The following is a 23037-nucleotide window of genomic DNA, read 5'->3' as shown; positions in this document are numbered from 1 at the left end:
CCCATGATCGTGCGCACCACCGACGAGATCACCGGCACCGACCGGGACGTGGCGGACGCCCAGTGGCGCAGCAAGCGGATCATTCTGGGCGGAGACGGCGTCGGCTTCTCCTTCCACGAGACCACGATCGAGGCCGGGACCTCGCACGTGTTCCATTACGCCAACCACGTCGAGGCGGTGTGGTTGATCGAGGGTGAGGCCACCCTCTACGACCTCGACAACGATGTCAGGTACGAGTTGGGTCCTGGGTCCATGTATCTGCTGAACGGGCACGAACGCCACCGCGTCGAGACGAAAACGCGGATGCGTGCGCTGTGTGTGTTCAACCCGCCGGTTACGGGCCAGGAGGTGCACGACGAGAACGGCGTCTACCCGTTGGTCGCCGTTCCTGAGTAATTAGGAGGACAACACCGCGATGACGTTGGCCGACAGTCGAATCGATCGGTATCGCACGCGCACCATCACCGAGGTGCCGCCGATCGACCGCAACGATCCGACCGTGTGGGGCCGGATCACCTCGCCTTCGCTGGCGAACTTCGACGCCGACGGGTACGCGATCATCGATCAGCTACTGTCGCCGGAGGAGGTGGCCGACTTCTCCGCGGAGGTCGATCGGCTGGCCTCCGACCCGGAACTGCGCCTGGACGAACGAGTGATCACCGAGAAGAAGGCGAACCGGGTGCGGTCGATCTTCGAGGTACACAAGATCAGCCGGGCGGTCGCGGATCTCGTCCGGGACGAGCGCGTGGTGGGCCTGGCCCGCCAGGTGCTCGGCTCGGAGGTGTACATCCACCAGAGCCGGGTCAACTACATGCCTGGTTTCGAGGGCGCCGGATTCTACTGGCATTCGGACTTCGAGACCTGGCACGCGGAGGACGGTATGCCGTCACCGCGTGCGGTGAGCCTGTCGATCGCGCTGACCGACAACTACGCCTTCAACGGCAGCCTGATGGTGATGCCGGGCTCGCAGCGGACCTTCGTGCCGTGCCGGGGCGAGACCCCGGAGGAGCACTATCGGGAGTCGTTGCGGGAACAGGAGATCGGTGTGCCGTCGCATGCCGAGATCGCCGAGCTGGCGAAAAAGCACGGCATCACCCAGTTCATCGGGGCGCGCGGATCCGCGCTGCTGTTCGACTCGAACATCATGCACGGATCGACCAACAACATCACGCCGTTCCCGCGCTCGAACATCTTCCTGGTGTTCAACAGCGTCGAGAACGCCCTGCAGGACCCGTACGCCGCGACGGAATACCGACCGACATACATCGCCGAGCGGGACATCGAGCCCGTCCGGTGACCGACCCGCGTCGCACGCCCCGGATCGGGACGTGACGCGACAGACCGGTGCCCGCTCGCGGAGAGCGAGCGCATCACACCCGTGACCGGGCACCGAACGACGAGGCGCCGCCCGTTCCCTCGGAGCCGGGCGGTGCCTTGTCGTGCGACATCACCTGTGTGCCCTGCCTATCGACGTGCGCCCTGCCTATCGACGTGCGCCCTGCCTATCGACGTGCGCCCTGCCTATCGACGTGTGCGCCTTGCGTATCGATGGCGAGTGGTGCCGCCCGGTCCGGAGACACGAAATCCTGGCGGGCCCGGGTGCCGTGCGGGCCCGCCAGGATGCGAAAAACCGCGAAAAACGCTGTGCCGGGCCTACTGCGGGCGGGTGAGCGCCGCGTAGCGGGCGATGTGGTGGTCGGCCGTGCCCCACTCGTGCTGGATCGCCGTGAGCCGCTTGAAGAAATGGCCGATGGCCAGTTCCTCGGTCATGCCCATGGCGCCGTGCAGCTGCACCGCGTGCTGGCCGATGAACCGGGCGGCGCGGGCCACCGTGGCCTTGGCCGCGGCCGCGGCGCGGGCCCGTTCTGCGGGCTCGGTGTTCAGCTTCAGCGTGATCAGATACGTTGCGGCGATTGCCTGTTCGAGTTCGAGGTGCATATCCACCATGCGGTGTTGCAGCACCTGGAAGCTGCCGATCGGCACGCCGAACTGCCGGCGCTGCTTGGCGTACTCCACGGTGTCGGCGAGCACCTTGCGCATGCCGCCGACCGCCTCGGCCGCGATGGCGGCGATCGCCTCGTCCACCGCGAGGGCGAGCGAATCGTCCGCGCCCCCTTCGGCTCCCAGCAGCGCGTCGGCGGGTACCCGCACACCCTCGAACACCAGGTCGGCCGACCGGCGCTCGTCGATGGTGCGATACGGGTGCTGCGTGAGCCCGGCGGCACCGGCGTCGACGACGAACAGCGACACACCGTCGGTTCCGGGTGTCCGGGCCGTCACCAGCAGGTGCGTGGCCAGCGGGGCGCCGGTCACCACCACCTTCGCGCCGTCGAGCAGCCAGCCGTCCTCGTCGCGCCGCGCGGCGGCCGACACCCGCAGCACGTCGTAGCCCGACTCGGCCTCCAGCGCGGCGAAGGCCGTGACGACCTCGCCGGATACGATGCCGCGCAACAGTTCCGCGGCCCGCTCGCCGCCGGCGCGGCGCAGCAGCCCGCCGCCCAGCACCACAGTGTCCACGTACGGCTCGACCACGAGCGCGCCGCCCAGCGCCTCGGCGATCACCATCGTCTCGACGGCGCCGCCGCCGAAGCCGCCGGCCTCCTCGGGCAGGCTGGCGCCGAGGATGCCGACCTCCTCGGCGAAGGCGCGCCAGATCTCCGGCTGCCATCCGGTGCCGAGCCGGGCGGCGGTGCGGCTCTTCTCGAGGTCGTAGCGGGCCGCCAGGAACTCGGTGACCGTATCGCGGAGCAGCTGCTGTTCGGCGGTGTATTCGAAGTCCATCTCTACAGTCCCAGGGTTGCCTTGGCGATGATGTTGCGCTGAATTTCGTTGCTGCCGGCGTAGATCGAGCCGGCGCGGTCGTTGAAATAGCGCTGGGGTGCGACCGCCTGCCATTCGGCGCCGCTGAGGTAGCCGTCGTCGGGTGCGGCGAAGTCGGCGATCGGGCCGCCGGGCATGGTGGCGTGCGGCTGGTAGACCCGGCCGCGCGGGCCCGCCGCCGAGAGCGCCAGCTCGGTCAGTTGCTGGCTCAGCTCGGTGCCGAGGATCTTCAGCGTCGATGCCGCCGGCCCCGGGTTCCTGCCCTGCGAGATCGCCGCCATGGTGCGGTATTCCAGGATCTCCAGCACGTCGGCGCGGATCCGGGCGTCGGCGAGCCGGGCCGCGAAGGCCGGATCGTCCAGCAGCGCACCGCCGTTCGGCCCCGGCTGCGCACTCGCCTGCCCCGCCAGCGCTTCCGCCAGCACCTGCAGCATCGGGCCGAGCGCGCCGCCGCGTTCGAAGTTGAGCAGATACTTCGCGACGGTCCAGCCGTCGTCGATGTGGCCCAGCACGTTCTTCTTCGGCACCCGGACCTGATCGAAGAACACCTGGTTCTGCACCTGTTCGCCGGAGGTCATCACCAGCGGGCGCACCTGGATCCCGGGGGAGTCCATCGGGATCAGCACGAAGGTGATGCCCTGCTGCTTGCGCTCCAGCTTCGCCGTGCGCACCAGGCAGAAGATCCAGTTGGCCTCGGTGGCATGGGTGGTCCAGATCTTGGAACCGGTGCACACCAGGTCGTCGCCGTCGTCGACGGCGGCCATGGTCAGCGACGCCAGGTCCGATCCGGCCTCCGGTTCGGAGTAGCCCTGGCAGAAGAACACCTCACCGGTGAGGATGCGCGGCAGGTAATACGACTTCTGCTCGTCGGTGCCGAACGCGATGATCGCGTGCGCCACCATCTTGATCCCCATCGGCGACAGCGCGGGCGCGCCGGCCAGCATCGACTCCCGGTCGAAGATGTAGTGCTGGGTCATGCTCCAGTCGCAGCCGCCGTGCTCGACCGGCCAGGCCGGCGCGGCCCAGCCGCGGGCGTGCAGAATCTGCTGCCACCGCATACTGGCCTCGTGGTCCGGGTAGACGCTGGTGGCGAGCTGCCCGGCGCGGCGAAGCTCGAGGGTCAGGTTCTCGTCCAGAAACGCCCGTACCTCGTCGCGAAACGCCAGATCGGTGGGCGACCAGTCCAGATCCACGAAGAACTCCTTGTGCGATAAACGGAGTTTCACCTTCTCATTTACTCGACGCTGAATGCAAATGGTCGTTAACTTAATCTCCCCCTTGACATTCCATTGTGGAGGGCGCATTCTATCTCTACTACGTTCCACTTTGGAATATCGGACTCGTCGACAGGATCACGTGCCATGGACATCGCAACCGGCACCCGCGCCTCCGATGCCGAGCGTCGGCAGGTGGTCGATCTGCTGGCCCGGCATCTGAGTGAGGGACGCCTCGATCTCACCGAATACGACGAACGCGTCGCGCGGGTGTACGCCACCGTCACGCGCGACGACCTGCGGCTGGTGCTGTCGGACCTGCCGGAGCCGCCGGATCGGCGCGACGGGCACGCGGATACCGCCACATCCTCGAAAAGGTCTGCCCGCGTGCCGATCTGGCAGCGCATCGAGGGCACGGCCTGGCTGGGGGTCGGTCTGCTGTGCGTGGCGATCTGGGGCATGGTCTCGATCGGTGTGGGCGAGCTGACCTATCCGTGGCCGATCTGGGTGATCGGACCGTGGGGCGCGGTCCTCGTGTTCCGCGTCCTCACCGGATGGGAGGCCGGCCCCCGTCCCCCGAGGCCGGGTGTGACCGGGTGCCGCTCGCGCTCGGGCGCTACCGGATACGGACAGTCCGCCGCTACTGGATACGGGCGGCCCGCCGCTACTGGATACGGGCGGCCCGCCGCTACTGGATACGGGCGGCCCGCCGCTACTGGATACGGGCGGCCCGCCGCCTCGGCGCCACAGCCGGTCCATTCCGTGCCCGACGGCCGCGTCCGGTGACCTCGCCGCCGGATCGGCCGCCCCCGGGCACCCTGCGGCAATCGGCCGGGTCGAGCCGTCTCTCCTGGTGAGAGTGGCCGCGAGGGGACGACGGTGGGGCGTCGGCAATATCCTCGACCGACATCGCGCTCCGGCATACGCGGGGCAACCCCCGGCCAGCGGGTAGATTGGCCTGCTGTGCACCTGAAGAGTCTGACGCTGAAGGGTTTCAAATCCTTCGCGTCCGCGACGACCCTGCGCTTCGAGCCGGGCATCACCTGCGTGGTGGGGCCGAACGGCTCGGGCAAGTCGAACGTCGTCGATGCGCTCACCTGGGTGATGGGTGAGCAGGGCGCGAAGGCGTTGCGCGGCGGCAAGATGCAGGACGTCATCTTCGCGGGGACGGCCGGCCGCGCGCCGCTGGGCCGCGCCGAGGTGACGCTGACCATCGACAATTCCGACGGTGCGCTGCCCATCGACTACTCCGAGGTGTCCATCACCCGCCGGATGTTCCGCGACGGCGCCGGGGAATACGAGATCAACGGCAGTTCCTGCCGTCTGATGGATGTGCAGGAGCTGTTGTCCGACTCCGGAATCGGCCGGGAGATGCACGTCATCGTCGGCCAGGGCCAGCTGTCGGCGATCCTGGAATCGCGTCCCGAGGACCGCCGCGCCTTCATCGAGGAGGCGGCGGGCGTGCTCAAGCACCGCAAGCGCAAGGAGAAGGCGGTCCGCAAGCTGGAGGCCATGCAGGCCAATCTGGCGCGGCTGACCGACCTCACCACCGAATTGCGCCGCCAGCTCAAGCCGCTGGGCCGGCAGGCCGAGGTGGCGCGCCGGGCCGCCACCGTGCAGTCCGAGCTGCGCGACGCCAAGCTGCGGCTGGCCGCCGACGACCTGGTGACCCGCCGCCGCGAGCTGGAGAGCCAGCAGAGCAAGGAGTCCTACGCCCGCGAACAGCAGATCAATGTGCAGGCCGAGCTGGATGCCGCCAATGCCGCACTGGCGCAACAGGAGTACGAGCTGTCCCGGCTGACCCCCGGCGCGGAGGCGGCCGCGCAGACCTGGTTCCAGCTGTCGGCGCTGGTGGAGCGGGTCAACGCCACCATCCGGATCGCCCACGACCGGGCCCGCAATCTGACCATCGAACAGCCCACCGGCTCCGGGCGCGACCCCGACCAGCTGGAGGCCGAGGCGACGCGGGTCGAGGCCGAGGAGGCCGAACTGCTGGAGGCCGTCGAGGTGGCCACCGCCACCCTGGAGGCGGCCCGCGACCAGCTGCACGACCGCGAGCAGGCGGCGAAGGCCGCCGAGCAGGCCCACCTGGCCGCGGTGCGCGCGATCGCCGACCGGCGCGAGGGTCTGGCCCGGCTGTCCGGTCAGGTCGACAATCTGCGCACCCGGGCCCAGTCGGCCGATACCGACATCACCCGGCTGTCCACCGCGCTGGTGGAGGCGCGGCAGCGCGGCGAGGCCGCGGAGGCCGAATTCGAGTCCGTCCAGGCCGAACTGAGCGAGCTCGACGCGGGCGAGGAAAGCCTGGACGCCACCTACGAACATGCGGCGCAGGCACTGGAGCAGGCCGAACGCCGGGTCACCGAACTGCGCGAATCCGACCGCGAGGCGAGTAAGAAGGTGGCCTCGCTGACCGCCCGGATCGAGGCGCTCACCATGGGGTTCTCCCGCAAGGACGGCGGAGCCTGGCTGCTGGAGCACCACACCGACGGGCTGCTCGGGCCGCTGTCGGGCCTGCTGCGGGTGCACGGCGGGTACGAGGCCGCCGTCGCCGCGGCGCTCGGGCCGCTCGCCGACGCGGTGGCCGCGCGCACCGGTACCGACGCGCACGCCGCCCTGCGCGCGCTGAAGGAGGCCGACGGTGGCCGCGTCGCGCTGGTGTTCGGCGGTGTGCGGCAGGCGGATTCGGGCGGGCGGCCGGCCTTGCCCGGCTCGGCGCGCTGGCTCGCCGACGTGGTGGACTGTCCCGACGACATGCGCGGCGCCGTCGACGCGCTGACCGCCGGAACCGCGGTGGCCGACGATCTCCCGGCCGCCGCCGAGGTGCTCGCGGCGCGTCCGGAACTGCGCATCGTGACCCGCGACGGCGATCTCACCGGCACCGGCTGGCTGGTCGGCGGCTCCGACCGTGCCCCGAGCCAACTCGAGATCCAGGCCGATATCGACGCCGCGACCGCCGAATTGGCGTCCTGGCAGCGGCATTCCGAGGAGTTCGAGGCGGCGCTGTCGGGCGCGGAGGCCGAGCAGACCGACCGCAAGGAGGCCGCCGACCAGGCGCTGCTGGCGTTGCACGAATCCGATCAGGCGCTGGTGTCGATCTACGACCGGCTCGGGCGGCTCGGGGAGACGGCTCGCACCGCACAGACCGAATGCGGGCGGCTGGAGAGCCAGCGCGCCGACGCGGAGACCGCCCGCGACGAGAACCTGGCGAAGCTCGCCGAACTCGAGGACCGGCTGCGGCACGCGGAATCCGAACAGTCCGAGCTGGATTCGGACGCCGAGGCCGGCAGCGAGACCTCCGGGCAGGAGCGCGAGGACGCCGCCACGGCCCTCGCCGAGGCCCGGTCGATGGAGGTGGAGGCCCGGCTGGCGGTGCGCACGGCCGAGGAGCGTGCGGAATCGGTGCGCGGCAAGGCGGATTCGCTGCGCCGCGCCGCCCGCGCCGAACGCGAGTCCCGGGCCCGCGCCGAACGCGCCCAGGCCGCCCGGCGTCGTGCCGCCGCGGTGGCCGCGGTCGTCGCCGAATCCGCCGAGCGGGTCGCCGCGGAGCTGGAAACCGTGGTGTCCGAGGCGTCCGCGCGCCGCGACGATCTGGTGCGCCGCCGCACCGAATGCGCGACCCAGGTGGATCAGACCAAGGAGCGGGTGCGCGTACTGACCACCCAGCTGGCGCAGCTGACCGATGCCGTGCACCGCGACGAGGTCGCCCGCGCCGAGGCGGCGCTGCGGATCGAACAGCTGGAGCAGTCCATCGCCGAACAGTTCGGCCTGGCCCTCGACGATCTGGTCGCCGAATACGGCCCGGATGTGCCGATGCCGCCGACGGCGCTGGAGATGCAGGAGTACGAGCAGGCCAAGGAGCGCGGCGAACAGGTCAGCCCGCCCCAGCCGATGCCGTTCGACCGCGCCGATCAGCAGCGCCGCGCCAAGCGGGCCGAGAAGGATCTGACGACGCTCGGCAAGGTCAATCCCCTCGCGCTGGAGGAGTTCGCGGCGCTCGAGGAGCGCTACACCTTCCTGTCCACCCAGCTCGAGGACGTCCGCAAGGCCCGGCAGGATCTGCTCGACGTCGTCGCCGAGGTGGACGCGCGCATCCTGCAGGTGTTCGCGGAGGCCTACGAGGACGTGTCCCGCGAGTTCGTCGAGGTGTTCGCCAAGCTGTTCCCCGGCGGCGAGGGCCGGCTGCTGCTCACCGAGCCCGGCGACATGCTGGCCACCGGCGTCGAGGTGGAGGCCCGCCCGCCGGGCAAGAAGGTGAAGCGTCTGTCGCTGCTGTCCGGTGGGGAGAAGTCGCTCACGGCGGTCGCCCTGCTGGTGGCCATCTTCCGTGCCCGGCCCTCGCCGTTCTACGTGATGGACGAGGTGGAGGCGGCGCTGGACGACACCAACCTGCGCCGGCTGATCGGACTGTTCGAGCAGCTGCGGGAGAAGTCGCAGCTGATCGTCATCACCCACCAGAAGCCGACCATGGAGATCGCCGACGCGCTGTACGGTGCCAGCATGCGCGGCGACGGCATCACCCAGGTGATCTCGCAGCGGATGCGCGGCGAGAATCTGGTGGGCGCACCGAGCTGAACGGATGCGGCCCGGACCGTTTCCCCGCTACGCGGGGGCAACCGGTACCTTATACGCTGCCCGATATGGATCTCGATCGGACGTTCGACTGGCAGGGCCGCAGGATCGCGCACGCAACCCGGGGCAGCGGGCCCGATGTCGTCTTCTGTCACGGCACGCCGTTCTCCTCGCTGCTGTGGCACCCGTTCGCCGAGGCACTCGCGCGCGACTTCACGGTCCACGTGTGGGATATGCCGGGCTACGGGCGCTCCTCGAAGGACGCGGCGCACGCGGTCGACTTCGGTACGCAGGCCGCCGCTTTCGCGGCGCTGCTGGAGCACTGGGGTGTGCGGGAGCCGCATGTGATCGCCCACGACTACGGCGGGGCGGTGTCGCTGCAGGCGCATCTGACCGAGCGGGCCGCCTACGCCTCGCTGATGCTGATCGATGTGGTGGCGATTCCGCCGAGCGGGTCGCCGTTCTTCCGGTTCGTCCAGGAGAATCCCGATCTGCTCGCTCAGCTGCCCGACTACATCCACCGGGCGCTCGTGCGCGCGTACATCGGGAACGCGAGCGCGACGGATCTTCCGGCCGGAATTCTCGACGCCCTCGTCGAGCCGTGGACCGGCCCGGACGGGCAGCCGGCCTTCTACCGGCAGATCGCCCAGTACGACGAGAAGTTCCTGCGCGACAACGAGAATCGCGCGGGCGAGATCGATATTCCGGTGCACATCGTCTGGGGCGAACAGGACGCCTGGATCCCGCCCGACCGCGCCCACCGGCTGCAACAGCTGATCCCCGGCTCGACCGCCCGGCTCGTCCCCGGCGCGAACCACCTGATCCACTACGACCAGCCGGTCGCCCTCATGCACGAGGTCCGCTCCTGGCTGGACGCGCGGACCCCGACCGCTTAGCCGACCGTCCAGAATTTCTGTGCCCCTCGGGGTTTCGCGGCCTCGTCCGCAGGGAACTTGTCGGTGCCTCCGCGTACTGTCCGCAGCATGCCGTTCCTACCGACATGAGGGTTTGATCGAGCTGTTCCGGGCGCGGCCCATGCCGGCCGCGTATCGCGTCGCCTACTGCCACCAGCATGGCTGGACGCGGCGGCCGTAGCGTCTCGTCGGCACGCTCCGGGCGGGCCGGATAGCTCGGGTCGATTCCCGGGTCCGGCATATCGTGACGATCGTCTCGAGATGCGCGGGCGCAGGGCACGGTCCGTCCGACCCCTGTGCGGCTCGCGCCGGCGGCGGTCAGGATTCCGGCCGGTGCGTCGCCGGGAAGCAGGATTGCTCCGTCCTGCTCCGGAACTCGGGACCGCGCGAGGGGGCCTCGGGAGCGCTCAGAGGAGGTCGCTGACGTCGTCGGGGACGTCGACGGCGTACTTGCGCAACGTGTCCATGGGGACGACCTCGAGGGCGTTCTCATGGGTGGCGGCCAGCACGACGGGGGCGGCGACGCCGTCCTCGTGGGCGTGCAGCCAGCGGACCGCGACGACGCACCAGCGGTCGCCGGGTTGCAGGCCGGGGAAGTTGTTCTCCGGGCGCGGGGTGATCAGATCGTTGCCGATCGACTTCTGGTGCTCCAGGAACTCCTGGGTAACGACGGTGCACACCGTGTGGCTGCCAAGGTCCTCGGGTCCGGTGCTGCAGCAACCGTCCCGGTAGAAGCCGGTGAGAGGATCGGTGCCACACTCCTCCAGCGGTCCCCCAAGCACATTTCGATCGGTCACGCCGCCGATCCTATTGTCTCGGTATCGGATTCGCCGAGCCTTCCGCCGCGTGGTGCCTAGACGAGCAGACCGGTCGGTAGTTGACATGGCCCGATCGGGCCTATGTCGGCGTGTCCTTCTGGGCGGGAACGATCTTGTGTGCTAGTGGACGTACCCTCGGGGCATGCGGATCGCCTTCGGAACCGACGAGTCCACCGCGCTGACCGAGCACATGAAGGAGTGGCTGATCGCCCAGGGCCACCAGCTGGTGGTGGTCGGTGAGGACATCGCGTGGCCGGAGGCGGGCGGCGGCGTCGGCGAGGCGGTGGCGAAGGGCCTGGCCGACCGCGGCGTGGTGTGCTGCTGGACCGGCACCGGCGTGTCGATCGCCGCGAACAAGGTGCCGGGCGTGCGCGCGGCCCTGTGCACCGACCGCGCCACCGCCGCGGGCGCCCGCACCTGGAACGACGCGAACGTGCTGGCGCTCGGCCTCCGGCTGACCTCGCCCACGGTGGCCGAGGAGATGATGGAGGCATTTCTCACTACGGATCCGGATGCCTCCGAGGCCGAGAACTACAACCGCCTCGGCTGAAACCGTTCCCCGTCCTCGTGTCGGGCGGTCTCCCGGACTCAGGTAAACCGTCCGAGCGCGTGCCGGGCACTGGGCGTGCCCGTGGCCCTGGGTGTGTCGGAAAAGCCCGGGCGGCTGAACGGGCCGGTCGCCGCGCCGCGATCTGCCGCCCCGCAGGTGTAACCGGGCGTTCTGTAAGGATGGGGGCGTGACTGCGCAAGCTTGGATTCTGATCGCCGCGATCGCCGCCGTGCTGCTGGTGGCGTTCGTTTCCGGATTCGTCCTGTACAAGCGCCGCCGGGTGACGCTGAGTTCGTCCGCTCCCGAGCAGGAGCTGACCGACCGGTCGGGTGGGTACCAGGCGGCCGGTGGATTCAGCTTCAGCCAGGGCGGGGCGGGCACGGTGGCGCCGGAGCGCCCGGAACCCGCACCGTCGGAACGGACCGACGACGAGGGCCAGCCCCACGTCGGCGACGACGCCGCCGTCCCGCGTGACGCGCCGCGCCGCACCATCACCGACGTCCGGCTGCCCGAGCCCGACACCGCCGAGGACGCGGAGGCATCGGGGGAGCAGGGGGAGCAGGGTACGAACGGTGCCGGCTCGGCGACCGCCGCCCCCAGCGAGACCACCCCCGCCGACGGCGGCGGCCCGGCCGTGACGCCCAATGGCACCGCTCCGTCGGACACCGCGGCACCCGCCGGCACTCCGACCGGCACCGCGGCGGCTGAGGACACCGCGCCGCCTACCGAGAAGGCCCCCGCCGCAGAGCCTGCCGAAAAGGCCGAGCCCGGCGCGGGATCCGAGCCCGCCGCGCCGCAACTCGAGGAGATCGAGCCCACCGCGGGCCGCCTGACCCGGTTGCGCGGCCGGTTGTCCCGCTCGCAGAACGCGGTCGGCAAGAGCCTGCTGGGCCTGCTCGGCGGCGGCGACCTCGACGAGGACTCCTGGGAGGAGATCGAGGACACGCTGGTCATGGCCGACCTGGGCACCGCCGCCACCACGACGATCGTGCAGCGGCTGCGCGAGGAGATGGCTTCGCGCAGTGTCCGCACCGACGAGCAGGCCCGCCAGGTGCTGCGCGACGTGCTGGTCGAGGCGCTGCGGCCGGAGCTGGACCGGTCGATCCGGGCGCTCCCGCACGACGAGCATCCGTCGATCCTCCTGGTCGTCGGCGTCAACGGCACGGGTAAGACCACGACCACCGGCAAGCTGGCCCGGGTCCTGGTCGCCGACGGCCGCCGGGTGCTGCTCGGCGCCGCCGACACCTTCCGCGCCGCCGCCGCCGACCAGTTGCAGACCTGGGGCGAGCGGGTCGGCGCGGACACCGTGCGGGGCAAGGAGGGCGCCGATCCGGCGTCCGTCGCGTTCGACGCGGTCAGCGCCGGCATCGATCACGGCGTGGACGTGGTGCTGGTCGACACCGCCGGCCGCCTGCACACCAAGACCGGCCTGATGGACGAGCTGGGCAAGGTCAAGCGGGTCATCGAGCGCAAACTGTCCGCGACCCCGGGCCGCTCCGGCGTCGACGAGGTGCTGCTGGTGCTGGACGCCACCGTCGGCCAGAACGGCCTGGCCCAGGCCCGGGTGTTCGCCGAGGTCGTCGACATCAGCGGCGTGGTGCTGACGAAGCTCGACGGAACCGCCAAGGGCGGTATCGTCTTCCAGGTTCAGCACGAGCTCGGCGTGCCCGTGAAGCTGGTCGGCCTGGGCGAGGGCGCCGACGACCTCGCTCCCTTCGAACCCACCGCATTCGTCGACGCCTTGCTGGGCTGACCTGCGAAGATATCGTCCCCGGACCGCGTATGGTCAAGGTTCCGGCAGGGCGAGAAGTGATGTGGTGAACATCACGAAACATGGTGGCAACATTGTAAGTTCATCCGTTCACCCAGCGGAAACATCGCTGCGCCACGGAGGAAACACCGACTGAGGACCCTACTCTGCAGGCTCGTTTTGCCGGAATCGGCGGAGCCCGAGATGAGGAGGAACAAAGGTGGCGTTTCCCGTAATCGGTGAACCCAACACCGGTGACACCGCATGGATGCTGGCGAGTTCGGCGCTCGTGCTACTGATGACACCTGGCCTGGCGTTTTTCTACGGCGGCATGGTGCGCGGCAAGAACGTGCTCAACATGATCATGATGAGCATCAGTGCGATGGGCCTGATCACGGTCCTATGGTCGCTGTACGGCTTCTCGATGGCCTTCGGCGACGACAAGGGCAATCTGTTCGGTGACCCCGGTCAGTACTTCGGCTTGAAATCGATCTTCGGCGGCAGTTATCTGGCCACCACCGATCCGGCGGCACCGGCCGCGATACCGCTGTCCGGCACGATTCCACTGACCGTGTTCGTGGCGTTCCAGCTGATGTTCGCGATCATCACGGTCGCCCTGATCTCGGGTGCGGTCGCCGACCGCCTGAAGTTCGGTTCCTGGCTGCTGTTCGCCGGCCTGTGGGCCACGATCGTCTACTTCCCGGTGGCGCACTGGGTGTTCTCGTTCGACGGCATCACCGGTGAGCACGGCGGCTGGATCGCGAACAAGCTGAAGGCCATCGACTTCGCCGGTGGTACGGCGGTGCACATCAACGCCGGTATCGCGGGCCTGGTGCTGGCCATCGTGCTCGGCAAGCGCAAGGGCTGGCCGAAGACCCCGATGCGTCCGCACAATCTGCCGTTCGTGATGCTCGGCGCCGGTCTGCTGTGGTTCGGCTGGTACGGCTTCAACGCCGGCTCGGCGACCGCCTCCAACGGCATCGCGGGCGCCACCTTCGTGACCACCACGATCGGGACGGCGGCGGCCATGCTGGCGTGGCTGGTGGTGGAGAAGATCCGCGACGGCAAGCCCACCTCGCTGGGCGCGGCCTCGGGCATCGTGGCCGGCCTGGTCGCCATCACCCCGTCGTGTTCGTCGGTGAACGTGGTCGGCGCGCTGGCCATCGGTATCGTCGCCGGCGCGCTGTGTGCCCTGGCGGTGGGCCTGAAGTTCCGCTTCGGGTTCGACGATTCGCTCGATGTCGTCGGCGTGCACCTGGTCGGCGGCCTGGTGGGCACCCTGATGGTCGGCTTGGTGGCCACCGCCGAGGCGCCCGCCGGTGTCGAGGGGCTGTTCTACGGCGGCGGTTTCGATCAGCTGGGTAAGCAGGCCGTGGGCGCGTTCGCGGTGCTGATCTTCTCCGGCGTGGCCACCGCGATCATCGCGCTGGCGATCAAGTTCACCATCGGCCTCCGCGCGAGCGAAGAGGACGAGTTCCAGGGAATGGACGAGTCGGAGCACGCGGAAACGGCATACGATTTCGCTGCTGTGGGTGGCACGGCACGGACCGCCGTCAAGGAGGCGTAACGCAATGAAACTGATCACCGCAATCGTCAAACCCTTCACGCTCGAGGACGTCAAGAGCGGCCTGGAGCAGGCGGGCGTGCTGGGCATGACCGTCAGCGAGGTACAGGGTTACGGTCGGCAGAAGGGGCACACCGAGGTCTACCGCGGGGCCGAGTACTCCGTCGACTTCGTCCCGAAGGTCCGGGTCGAGGTGGTCGCCGACGACGCCTCCGTGGAGAAGGTCGTCGAGGTGATCGTCGAGGCCGCCCGCACCGGCAAGATCGGCGACGGCAAGGTGTGGGTGACCCCGGTCGACGCCGTGATCCGCGTCCGGACCGGCGAACGGGGAGCCGACGCGCTGTAGGAACCACAGATGATGGCCCGGCGGAAGCGTCCGGCCCGGAGGCGGCAGCCACGGGCGGCCGCCTCCGCCGGGAATCCACGGGCGGGATCCGTGCCCGCCGTGGCGAACACAGCAGCGAACGGCGGCCCCGTCTCCGGCCGAGCGACGGCCGGGGCGGGGCCGCCCGCATGTCGTCCCCGTCCGCGGAGCACGGCGCGGGGATGCGGGTGGCGTCCCGCACGGCGGACGCGCAGATGAGAATGGGTGGTGGTTGTGGGTTTGCAGGCGAGAGACGAACTTCCCGGCGGCGCAAAGGATCTGGTGCGGGCACGAGATCAGTTGCTCGACGGCGGCGACTCCCGCAATCCGCGCCTGGACGCCGAATCCCTGCGGCAGGCGCTGGTCGATCTGCACGATCTGTGGCTCACCGGCAAGGGCGCTGAACTGGGCATCACCGCCGACAGCGGCCTGGCGGTGGTCGCGGTCGGCGGGCTGGGCCGCCGGGAGATGCTGCCGTATTCGGATCTCGACCTGGTGCTGCTGCACGACGACGTGGATCCGCAGCGCGTCGCCGAGGTGGCCGATCAGCTCTGGTATCCGCTCTGGGACGCCCACATCAAACTGGACCACAGCGTGCGCACGGTGCCGCAGGCGCTGCGGGTGGCGTCCGACGATCTCACCGCGGCCCTCGGCATGCTCGAGGCCCGGCACATCGTCGGCGACGAGGAGCTCAGCAATCTGCTGATCGGCGGGGTGCGCCGGGAGTGGCGCACCGGAATCCGTTCCCGCTTCGGCGAATTGGTGGAACAGGCGCACGCCCGGTGGCGGCGGGGCGGCGAGATCGCCCACCGCGCCGAGCCGGACCTGAAGAACGGCCGCGGCGGCCTGCGCGACATCCAGCTGCTGGACGCCCTGGCCATCGCCCAGCTGACCGACGCCATGCCGGGGCTCGGCCCGGATGTTCCCGGCGGCGGCATGAAACAGGCACACCGCAGGCTGCTGGACGTGCGCACGGAACTGCATCGGGTGGCCCGCCGCCCCCGCGAGCAGCTGCGCGCCCAGGACGCCGACGAGATCGGCGCCGCGCTGCGCATCGGCGACCGCTTCGACCTGGCCCGCACGCTCAGCGACGCGGCCCGCACGGTCGGCTACTCGGTCGATGTCGGGCTGCGGACCGCCGGTAATGCCCTGCCCCGGCGCGGGCTGGCGCGCCTGCGCCGGATGCCGGTGCGCCGACCACTCGATGAGGGGGTGGTCGAGCACGCGGGTGAGGTGGTGCTGGCGCGTGATGCCCGCCCGCAGAAGGATCCCGGGCTGATCCTGCGGGTGGCCGCGGCCTCGGCGCAGACCGGGCTGCCGATGGCCGCGACCACGCTGAACCGGTTGTCCGAGGACGCGCCCGAACTGCGCGAGCCGTGGCCGCGGGAGGCGCTGAACGATCTGCTGATCCTGCTGGGCACCGGGCGCGGCACCGTCGACGCGATCGAGGCGCTGGACCGAACCGGGCTGTGGGGCAGGATGTTTCCGGAGTGGGGCGCCGTGCGCGACCTGCCGCCGCGCAACCCGACGCACATCTGGACCGTGGACCGGCACCTGGTCGAGACCGTCGCCTACGCCGGTGTGCTGAGCACGCGGGTGGCCCGCCCCGATCTGCTGCTGCTGGGCGCGCTGCTGCACGACATCGGCAAGGGCCGCGTCGAGGACCACAGCGTCGTGGGCGCCGAGCTGGCCACCCAGATCGGCCGCCGGCTGGGGCTGTGGCCGTCGGACGTGCGCGCGGTATCGGCGATCGTCCGGCATCACCTGCTGCTGCCGGACACCGCGACGAGACGCGACGTCGCCGACCCGGACACCGTGCGGATGGTCGTCGACGCGCTGGACGGCGACCCGCAACTGCTGGACCTGCTGCACACCCTCGCCGAGGCCGACTCGCTGGCGACCGGTCCGGGCGTCTGGGGCGATTGGAAGGCGTCGCTGATCGGGGAGCTGGCGCGCCGGTGCCGGCTGGCGATGGCCGGCGAGCCGCTGCCGCAACCGGATCCGATCGACGCCGAGCTGCTGGCGCGGGCCGAGGCCGGTGGCGTGCACGTCGACCTGGTCCCCGGCGACGGCCGCTACACCCACGTCGTCACGGTGATCGCACCCGACACGCCGGGCCTGCTGTCGGATGCGGCGGGTGTCCTGGCGATGCATTCGCTGCGTGTGCTGTCGGCCTCGCTGGGTGGTTCCGGCGAGGTGGCGATCGACCGGTTCGTGGTCACGCCGATGTTCGGCGATCCGCCCGACGCCGGGCTGCTGCGCCAGGAGCTGATCCGGGCCGTGCAGGGCGAGCTGGACCTGGCGAAGGCACTGGTGAAGAAGGAGCGCGACGCGGGCGCGCGGACCAGCCCGTATGCCCAGGCGCAGCCGCGGCTGATCTGGACCGACACCGCCGTGCCCGGTCAGGTGCTGCTGCAACTGCGCGCCGAGGACCGGATCGGGCTGCTCAGCCGGCTGGCCGCGGTCCTGGCCGCCGCGGATGTCGGCGTGTTGTGGGCGAAGGTGGTCACCATGGGGTCGGCCGTGGTCGACGCATTCTGCCTGGACCTCGGCGGCGGCGACACCCCGCAGCGGCGGTCGGAGATCGAGGCCGCGCTGCTGGCGGTGGTTCCCCAGCCGGAACCGCAGAAACCGGCCGAAACGGACATCGATACCGGGTCGGACGAGATTTACTGACCGATCGCCCCGGCTCCCGATTTTTCGGCAAACCGGTCATTTGCTGGTTAACCAGATCGTTGCGTGAGATTTGCTGGTATTCGTTTCGGGTGTGACCCGGGCCACTCTACTATCGGAAATGTTTCGAGTTCTGTACCGAAGCACGCACGAGGGGAGCAGGCCGGTGGCTATCGAAGTCGTGTCCGCGTCGATGATGACCAGCGATATGACCCGGCACATCGCGCGCTGCGTCGGCGGGGATCGCTGGGTGGTGTCGTGGTTGCCGGGGCGCACCCTCACCGGGCAGCAGGCGGTGACGGCCATGACGATCGCCTCGACCGTCACCGGCCACGCGCCCACCGACGCCGAATGGGTGATGCTCGACAACATGGCCCTGGAACTGGGCCTGACCGGTCGCGAGGCGGTGTACATGGTGGCGTCCGAGGATCACGATCTCCGGCAGCCGCCCCGGTCGCGCCGGCGCGGTCTGGAGTAGCGCCGGCCGGGCCGGATCAGCACGTTCGCGCGATCCCGATACCCTGGTAAGTCGAGTGACATCCGTCGAGATACCAGGAGCGCGATCGGTGTTCGAATCCCTGTCCGACCGGCTGACCGGTGCCCTGCAGGACCTGCGCGGCAAGGGACGCCTGTCGCCGGCCGATATCGATGCGACGGCCCGCGAGATCCGGCTCGCGCTGCTGGAGGCCGACGTCGCGCTGCCGGTGGTGCGGCAGTTCATCGCGCGAATCAAGGAGCGCGCCAAGGGCGCCGAGGTTTCGGCGGCGCTGAATCCGGCGCAGCAGGTCGTCAAGATCGTCAACGAGGAACTGATCGGCATCCTCGGCGGCGAGACGCGGCGGCTGCGGTTCGCCAAGACCCCGCCGACGGTGATCATGCTCGCCGGCCTGCAGGGCTCCGGTAAGACCACGCTGGCCGGCAAGCTCGCGAAATGGCTGAAGGGACAGGGGCATACGCCGTTGCTGGTGGCCTGCGACCTGCAGCGGCCGGGCGCGGTCACGCAGTTGCAGGTGGTGGGTGAGCGGGCCGGTGCGCCGGTGTTCGCGCCGCATCCCGGCACCACCGTGGCGGCCGCCGGTGAGAGCGGCGACAACCCGCAGGGCATCGGGGTCTCCGCGCCGATCGACGTGGCGCGCGAGGGCATCGAGGAGGCCCGGCGCAAGCAGTACGACGTCGTCATCGTCGACACCGCGGGCCGGCTGGGCATCGACGAGGAACTGATGCGGCAGGCCGCGGGCATTCGCGACGCCGTGCAGCCCGACGAGATCCTGTTCGTTCTCGACGCGATGGTCGGCCAGGACGCCGTCAGCACGGCCGAGTCGTTCCGCGACGGCGTCGGCTTCACCGGCGTCGTCCTCACCAAGCTGGACGGCGATGCCCGCGGCGGTGCGGCGCTGTCGGTGCGCGAGGTGACCGGCGAGCCGATCCTGTTCGCCTCCACCGGTGAGAAACTGGAGGACTTCGACGTCTTCCACCCCGACCGGATGTCCAGCCGCATCCTGGGCATGGGCGATCTGCTCACGCTGATCGAACAGGCCGAGCAGGTCTACGACCAGCAGCAGGCCGAGGACGCCGCGCGCAAGATCGGCTCCGGCGAGCTGACCCTGGAGGACTTCCTCGACCAGATGCTGGCGATCCGCAAGATGGGTCCGATCGGCAACCTGCTCGGCATGCTGCCCGGTGCGGGTCAGATGAAGGACGCGCTGGCCCAGGTCGACGACAAGCAGCTGGACCGGGTGCAGGCCATCATCCGCGGCATGACGCCGGCCGAGCGCGACAACCCGAAGATCATCAACGCCTCCCGGCGGCTGCGCATCGCCAACGGCTCGGGTGTCGCGGTGTCGGAGGTCAACCAGCTGGTCGACCGCTTCTTCGAGGCCCGCAAGATGATGGCGTCGATGAGCCGCCAGATGGGGATGCCCGGTTCGCGGCGAAATGCCAAGGGCAAGAAGGGGAAGAAGGGCAAGAAGGGCGGCCGCGGGCCGACGCCGCCGAAGGTGCGCGGCGGGTTCCCCGGTATGCCGCCGATGCCGGGCGGTATGCCCGGTGGCATGCCCGATCTGTCCAACATGCCGGCCGGGCTCGATCAGCTGCCGCCGGGGCTGGAAGGCTTCGACCTGTCGGAGCTGACCAATCCCAAACCGCCGAAGAAGGGTGGGGGTTCGGGGAGTTAGGCTCGCCCGGCCGTTCGGGCGCTGCCGGAACGGTCGGCGGACCGTCGATATCACCTGGCTCGACCTCGGGCGGAAGCCGAGGAGCCCGTGACATCGCGCCCGGCACGGCGAGGGACCGGCCGGATCCACCGGCCGAGACCGCCGTACCGCACCCGGTATGTTGCGGGTGGTGGAGACCGCGATCAGGAGGTGGCGATGCGACTGCATCTGCGGGGAGTGGTGCTCCCGGGCGACGAGATGCGCGACCTGTGGGTGCACGACGGCCTGATCTCGTTCGAGCCGGTGCGCGATGCCGAAACCCTGTGCAGCGCAGGGTGGATCGTGCCGGGACTGGTGGACGCGCACTGCCATGTCGGCATCCGGTACGGCGGTGGGAACGAGGACCACGACGGCGCCGTCGCGCAAGCCGAGACCGAGCGCGAGGCCGGTGCGCTGCTGCTGCGCGACGCCGGTTCGCCCATCGACACCCGCTTCATCGATGACCGCGAGGATCTGCCGAAGATCATCCGCGCGGGCCGCCACATCGCCCGGCCCAAGCGCTACATCCGGGAGCTGGGCATCGAACTCGACGACGAGCGCGACCTGCCGGAGATCGTCGCCGAGCAGGCCCGCCGCGGCGACGGCTGGGTGAAGATCGTCGGCGACTGGATCGACCGCTCCGTGGGCGACCTGCGGCCGCTGTGGGGCGACGCGATCCTGAAGGAGGCCATCGACGCCGCCCATCGCGAGGGCGCCCGGGTCACCGCGCACGTCTTCGGCGAGGACGCCCTGCCCGGCCTGCTCGACGCCGGTATCGACTGCATCGAACACGGCACCGGCCTGACCGGCGAGACGATCGAGACGATGGTCCGGCACGGCACCGCGCTGGTGCCCACCCTGGTCAACATCGACACCTTCCCCGAGATCGCCGACAGCGCAACGAAATTCCCGACCTATGCCGCCCACATGCGCGACCTGCACCGTCGCGTGCGCGACACCGTCGCCGACGCACATGCGGCAGGGGTGCCCATCTACACCGGCACCGACGCGGGCGGCTCGATCCGCCACGGCCGCATCGCCGACGAGATCGACGCCCTGACCCGGGCGGGCATGACCCGCCACGAGGCCCTCGGCGCCTCCTCCTGGAACGCCCGATCGTGGCTCGGCCGCCCCGGCATCGAACCCGGCGCCCCAGCGGATTTCGTTGTGTACCAGGAAGACCCGCGCACGGGCCCGGACGTGCTGGCCGCCCCGTCGCTCGTGGTGCTGCGCGGTCGGGTCTACGGCAGGCGCGACCCGGTCACCGGGCACCGCTAGCGGCGTTGCGCCGGGGAAAGCGGGCCCATGCCCGGTGCGACCGGCCCGGAGGCTGGGTGTGCGAGATGCAACAATCGTGGCCGACGGCTACACCGCGTCCGAGATACCGGCGGCCTGCGGACCTGAAACGTGCAGATCGGACGGGATATGACGATGAGTGCCGAGGTTTCGATGATCCACCCCTTGGGCCCGACGACTGTGGAAGACTGGCTGCTCGAAGATCAGCCTGGGGACGGATCTCGACTCGAACTCATTCTGGGGTACCTCTACATGACGCCACTGCCTACGGGCTCGCATCAGCACGCCGCGTTCAGGTTGGCGCGTGCCTTGGACCAGGCTGTTGCCGCTTCGGATCGCGCGGAGCTTCATGTCCTGCCGGGAGTCGGGGTTCGGCTCAGCACGGCGTTTCGGACCGGCGTCATCCCCGACGTGGTTGTGGTGGATGTCGATGTCCATCACACCAGCTTCTCGCCGGAGAACGTGCTGCTCGCCGTCGAGGTGTGGTCACCGGGCAACAGTCGCGAGGAGCGGGATACGAAGATCGCCGCCTACGCCGGCGCCAGGGTGCCCTATCTGTGGATCGTCGAACTGCCGGACGGTCAGCCGGCACAGTTCTGGGGCTATCGACTCGGCGAAACGGGATATCGCCAGGAGGTCTACGCCGCGGCCGGTGAGACGGTGACGGCTCCCGCGCCCGTCGCTGTCGACGTTCCGACGGCCGTGCTGCGCTGATCACGGGCCGCAACCGGTTGGAGACGGGCTCCCGGCGTCGCGCCACCGGCGAGACCGACGCGCTCCCGGGTGGGATCCCGGCATCGGGACAGGGTGGTAATTGCGTTCGCCAGATTCGGATTTCGTGGGCCCGTGAATCCCCTGGCCACGGACTGAACGGAGCCGATTTCCTCCGGTCGCGGCCGGTCTGGCACAATGAACGATCGTCCTCGCCGGTGGCCCTCGGGTTGCCCGCTTCGGGGACAGTGTCAGCCCGTCTCCGGTTACGTACCGCGCGGCGGTCACACACTTTACGCAAAACCGGGCCCGCACTCGTGTGGGTCGCTGAATTGCGCCGTGACCAACCGGCCGTCCCTGTGGCGGCCACCACCCGAAAGGCAACAGCCATGGCTGTCAAGATCAAGCTCACCCGGCTCGGGAAGATCCGGAACCCGCAGTACCGCATCATCGTCGCCGACGCGCGCACCCGCCGCGACGGCCGGGCCATCGAGAACATCGGCAAGTACCACCCCAAGGAAGAGCCGTCGCTGATCGAGGTGAACTCGGAGCGCGTGCAGTACTGGCTGGGTGTCGGCGCGCAGCCGACCGAGCCGGTCAAGCGCATCCTCGAGGTCACCGGCGACTGGCAGAAGTTCAAGGGCCTGCCGGGCGCCGAGGGCACGCTGAAGACCAAGGCCGCCAAGCCGAGCAAGCTGGACCTGTTCAACGCCGCGCTGGCCGCCGCCGACAGCGAGCCGGTCGCCGAGGCCGTGACCCCGAAGAAGAAGGCCTCGAAGAAGGCCGCCTCCGAGGAAGCCGCCGCTGAATCCACCGAGGCCGCCGAGTAATGAGCGTCGTCGTCGCCGATGCCGTCGAGCACCTGGTGCGCGGCATCGTCGCCAATCCCGAGGACGTCCGCGTCGAGCTGATCACCAGCCGGCGCGGGCGCACGGTCGAGGTGCACGTGCACCCGGACGATCTGGGCAAGGTGATCGGCCGCGGCGGCCGCACCGCGACCGCGCTGCGCACCCTCGTCGCCGGTATCGGCGGGCGGGGTATCCGGGTCGACGTGGTCGACACCGACCAGTAGATGGAACTCGTCGTCGGGCGGGTCGCCAAATCGCACGGAGTGCACGGCGAACTCGTGGTCGAGGTGCGCACCGACGAGCCCGAGCTGCGGTTCGCGCCGGGCGCGGTGCTGCGCGGCCGGGCGCCGCGGGCACGGGAAACGCGGGAATACACGGTGGAGTCGGCCCGCGAACATTCGGGCCGGCTTCTCGTGCGCCTCCAGGGCATTTCGGATCGCGGCGCCGCGGATACGTTGCGCGGCACCCTGTTTCTGGTCGACACCGCCGAGCTGCCGCCGTCGGAGGATCCGGACGAGTTCTACGATCACGAACTCGAGGGCCTGAGCGTGCGGCTGGGCGACGGCACGGTCGTGGGCACGGTGTCCGAGGTACTGCATTCCGCTGCGGGAGAGCTGCTTTCGGTGCGTGCCGCCGAGCGCGACCGGGAGATCCTGGTGCCCTTCGTCACCGCGATCGTGCCCACCGTGTCGATCACCGAGGGCGTGATCGTCATCGACCCGCCCGAGGGCCTGCTCGACGAGGAGTGAGT

General features: G+C 70.0%; 20 protein-coding genes. 17 read left to right on the top strand and 3 right to left on the bottom strand.

Translation table 11 applies throughout. The annotated features are described in order from the left end of the window. Nucleotides 1-3: 3 nt before the first annotated feature. The gene (locus D892_RS0139240) at nucleotides 4-396 is read left to right on the top strand and encodes an ectoine synthase (RefSeq protein ID WP_024806488.1); all 393 of its coding nucleotides are present in this window, start codon (nucleotides 4-6) and stop codon (nucleotides 394-396) included. Nucleotides 397-415: 19 nt separating this feature from the next. Continuing rightward, nucleotides 416-1297: an ectoine hydroxylase gene (gene thpD / locus D892_RS0139235; protein ID WP_024806487.1), complete on the top strand. Its 882-nt coding sequence runs from the start codon at nucleotides 416-418 to the stop codon at nucleotides 1295-1297. 356 nt (nucleotides 1298-1653) lie between these two features. Here thpD and D892_RS0139230 read toward each other — a convergent pair whose 3' ends face one another. After that, nucleotides 1654-2781 (bottom strand): acyl-CoA dehydrogenase family protein, encoded by a 1128-nt coding sequence (locus D892_RS0139230; RefSeq protein WP_024806486.1) that lies wholly within the window; start codon nucleotides 2779-2781, stop codon nucleotides 1654-1656. A gap of 2 nt (nucleotides 2782-2783) precedes the next feature. Further along, a complete protein-coding gene (locus D892_RS0139225; protein ID WP_024806485.1) occupies nucleotides 2784-4013 on the bottom strand; it encodes an acyl-CoA dehydrogenase family protein in 1230 nt (409 codons plus the stop codon). 168 nt (nucleotides 4014-4181) lie between these two features. On the opposite strand from D892_RS0139225, the gene D892_RS43265 reads away from it, so the two are divergent. The 3 genes from D892_RS43265 (at nucleotide 4182) to D892_RS0139210 (ending at nucleotide 9502) form a co-directional block, all read left to right on the top strand. Continuing rightward, nucleotides 4182-4820 (top strand): DUF1707 domain-containing protein, encoded by a 639-nt coding sequence (locus D892_RS43265; protein ID WP_024806484.1) that lies wholly within the window; start codon nucleotides 4182-4184, stop codon nucleotides 4818-4820. Nucleotides 4821-4997: 177 nt separating this feature from the next. After that, nucleotides 4998-8609, top strand: a complete 3612-nt coding sequence (gene smc / locus D892_RS0139215) for a chromosome segregation protein SMC (protein ID WP_024806483.1) — start codon at nucleotides 4998-5000, stop codon at nucleotides 8607-8609. 65 nt (nucleotides 8610-8674) lie between these two features. Beyond that, nucleotides 8675-9502 (top strand): alpha/beta fold hydrolase, encoded by an 828-nt coding sequence (locus D892_RS0139210; RefSeq protein WP_024806482.1) that lies wholly within the window; start codon nucleotides 8675-8677, stop codon nucleotides 9500-9502. A 425-nt stretch (nucleotides 9503-9927) separates the two neighbouring features. On the opposite strand, the gene D892_RS0139205 is transcribed toward D892_RS0139210, so the two are convergent. After that, on the bottom strand, nucleotides 9928-10317 hold the full coding sequence (locus tag D892_RS0139205) for a DUF2237 family protein (RefSeq protein WP_024806481.1): 390 nt from the start codon (nucleotides 10315-10317) through the stop codon (nucleotides 9928-9930). 163 nt (nucleotides 10318-10480) lie between these two features. Between D892_RS0139205 and D892_RS0139200 the strand changes: the two genes are divergently transcribed. The 12 genes from D892_RS0139200 to rimM all read left to right on the top strand — a co-directional run bounded on the left by D892_RS0139200 (nucleotide 10481) and on the right by rimM (nucleotide 23035). Then, on the top strand, nucleotides 10481-10888 hold the full coding sequence (locus D892_RS0139200; RefSeq protein ID WP_024806480.1) for an RpiB/LacA/LacB family sugar-phosphate isomerase: 408 nt from the start codon (nucleotides 10481-10483) through the stop codon (nucleotides 10886-10888). Between the two features lie 187 nt (nucleotides 10889-11075). After that, nucleotides 11076-12641, top strand: a complete 1566-nt coding sequence (ftsY, locus tag D892_RS0139195; RefSeq protein WP_024806479.1) for a signal recognition particle-docking protein FtsY — start codon at nucleotides 11076-11078, stop codon at nucleotides 12639-12641. A 217-nt stretch (nucleotides 12642-12858) separates the two neighbouring features. After that, complete coding sequence (locus tag D892_RS0139190; protein WP_024806478.1) at nucleotides 12859-14205, top strand: ammonium transporter; 1347 nt, start codon at nucleotides 12859-12861, stop codon at nucleotides 14203-14205. 4 nt (nucleotides 14206-14209) lie between these two features. Continuing rightward, nucleotides 14210-14548 carry a P-II family nitrogen regulator gene (locus D892_RS0139185; protein ID WP_024806477.1) on the top strand — a complete coding sequence of 113 codons (339 nt, stop codon included), beginning with the start codon at nucleotides 14210-14212 and terminating at the stop codon, nucleotides 14546-14548. A gap of 243 nt (nucleotides 14549-14791) precedes the next feature. After that, nucleotides 14792-17242: a [protein-PII] uridylyltransferase gene (locus tag D892_RS0139180; protein ID WP_051499405.1), complete on the top strand. Its 2451-nt coding sequence runs from the start codon at nucleotides 14792-14794 to the stop codon at nucleotides 17240-17242. Between the two features lie 163 nt (nucleotides 17243-17405). Beyond that, nucleotides 17406-17717, top strand: a complete 312-nt coding sequence (locus D892_RS0139175) for a hypothetical protein (RefSeq protein WP_024806475.1) — start codon at nucleotides 17406-17408, stop codon at nucleotides 17715-17717. 88 nt (nucleotides 17718-17805) lie between these two features. Then, the gene (gene ffh / locus D892_RS0139170) at nucleotides 17806-19413 is read left to right on the top strand and encodes a signal recognition particle protein (protein ID WP_024806474.1); all 1608 of its coding nucleotides are present in this window, start codon (nucleotides 17806-17808) and stop codon (nucleotides 19411-19413) included. Between the two features lie 195 nt (nucleotides 19414-19608). Next, a complete protein-coding gene (locus D892_RS0139165) occupies nucleotides 19609-20709 on the top strand; it encodes an amidohydrolase family protein (RefSeq protein WP_024806473.1) in 1101 nt (366 codons plus the stop codon). Nucleotides 20710-20856: 147 nt separating this feature from the next. Further along, nucleotides 20857-21441, top strand: a complete 585-nt coding sequence (locus D892_RS43260; RefSeq protein WP_024806472.1) for a Uma2 family endonuclease — start codon at nucleotides 20857-20859, stop codon at nucleotides 21439-21441. Between the two features lie 386 nt (nucleotides 21442-21827). Continuing rightward, the gene (gene rpsP, locus D892_RS0139155) at nucleotides 21828-22268 is read left to right on the top strand and encodes a 30S ribosomal protein S16 (RefSeq protein ID WP_024806471.1); all 441 of its coding nucleotides are present in this window, start codon (nucleotides 21828-21830) and stop codon (nucleotides 22266-22268) included. After that, entirely contained in the window at nucleotides 22268-22510 is a 243-nt protein-coding gene (locus tag D892_RS0139150) for an RNA-binding protein (protein ID WP_024806470.1), read from the top strand. Before rpsP ends, D892_RS0139150 begins: the two co-directional genes overlap by 1 nt. Beyond that, nucleotides 22511-23035: a ribosome maturation factor RimM gene (gene rimM, locus D892_RS0139145; protein ID WP_024806469.1), complete on the top strand. Its 525-nt coding sequence runs from the start codon at nucleotides 22511-22513 to the stop codon at nucleotides 23033-23035. The last annotated feature ends 2 nt before the right edge of the window (nucleotides 23036-23037 follow it).

Source organism: Nocardia sp. BMG51109 (assembly GCF_000526215.1).
GTDB lineage: Bacteria > Actinomycetota > Actinomycetes > Mycobacteriales > Mycobacteriaceae > Nocardia.
This window is presented reverse-complemented; position numbering and strand designations above follow the sequence as displayed.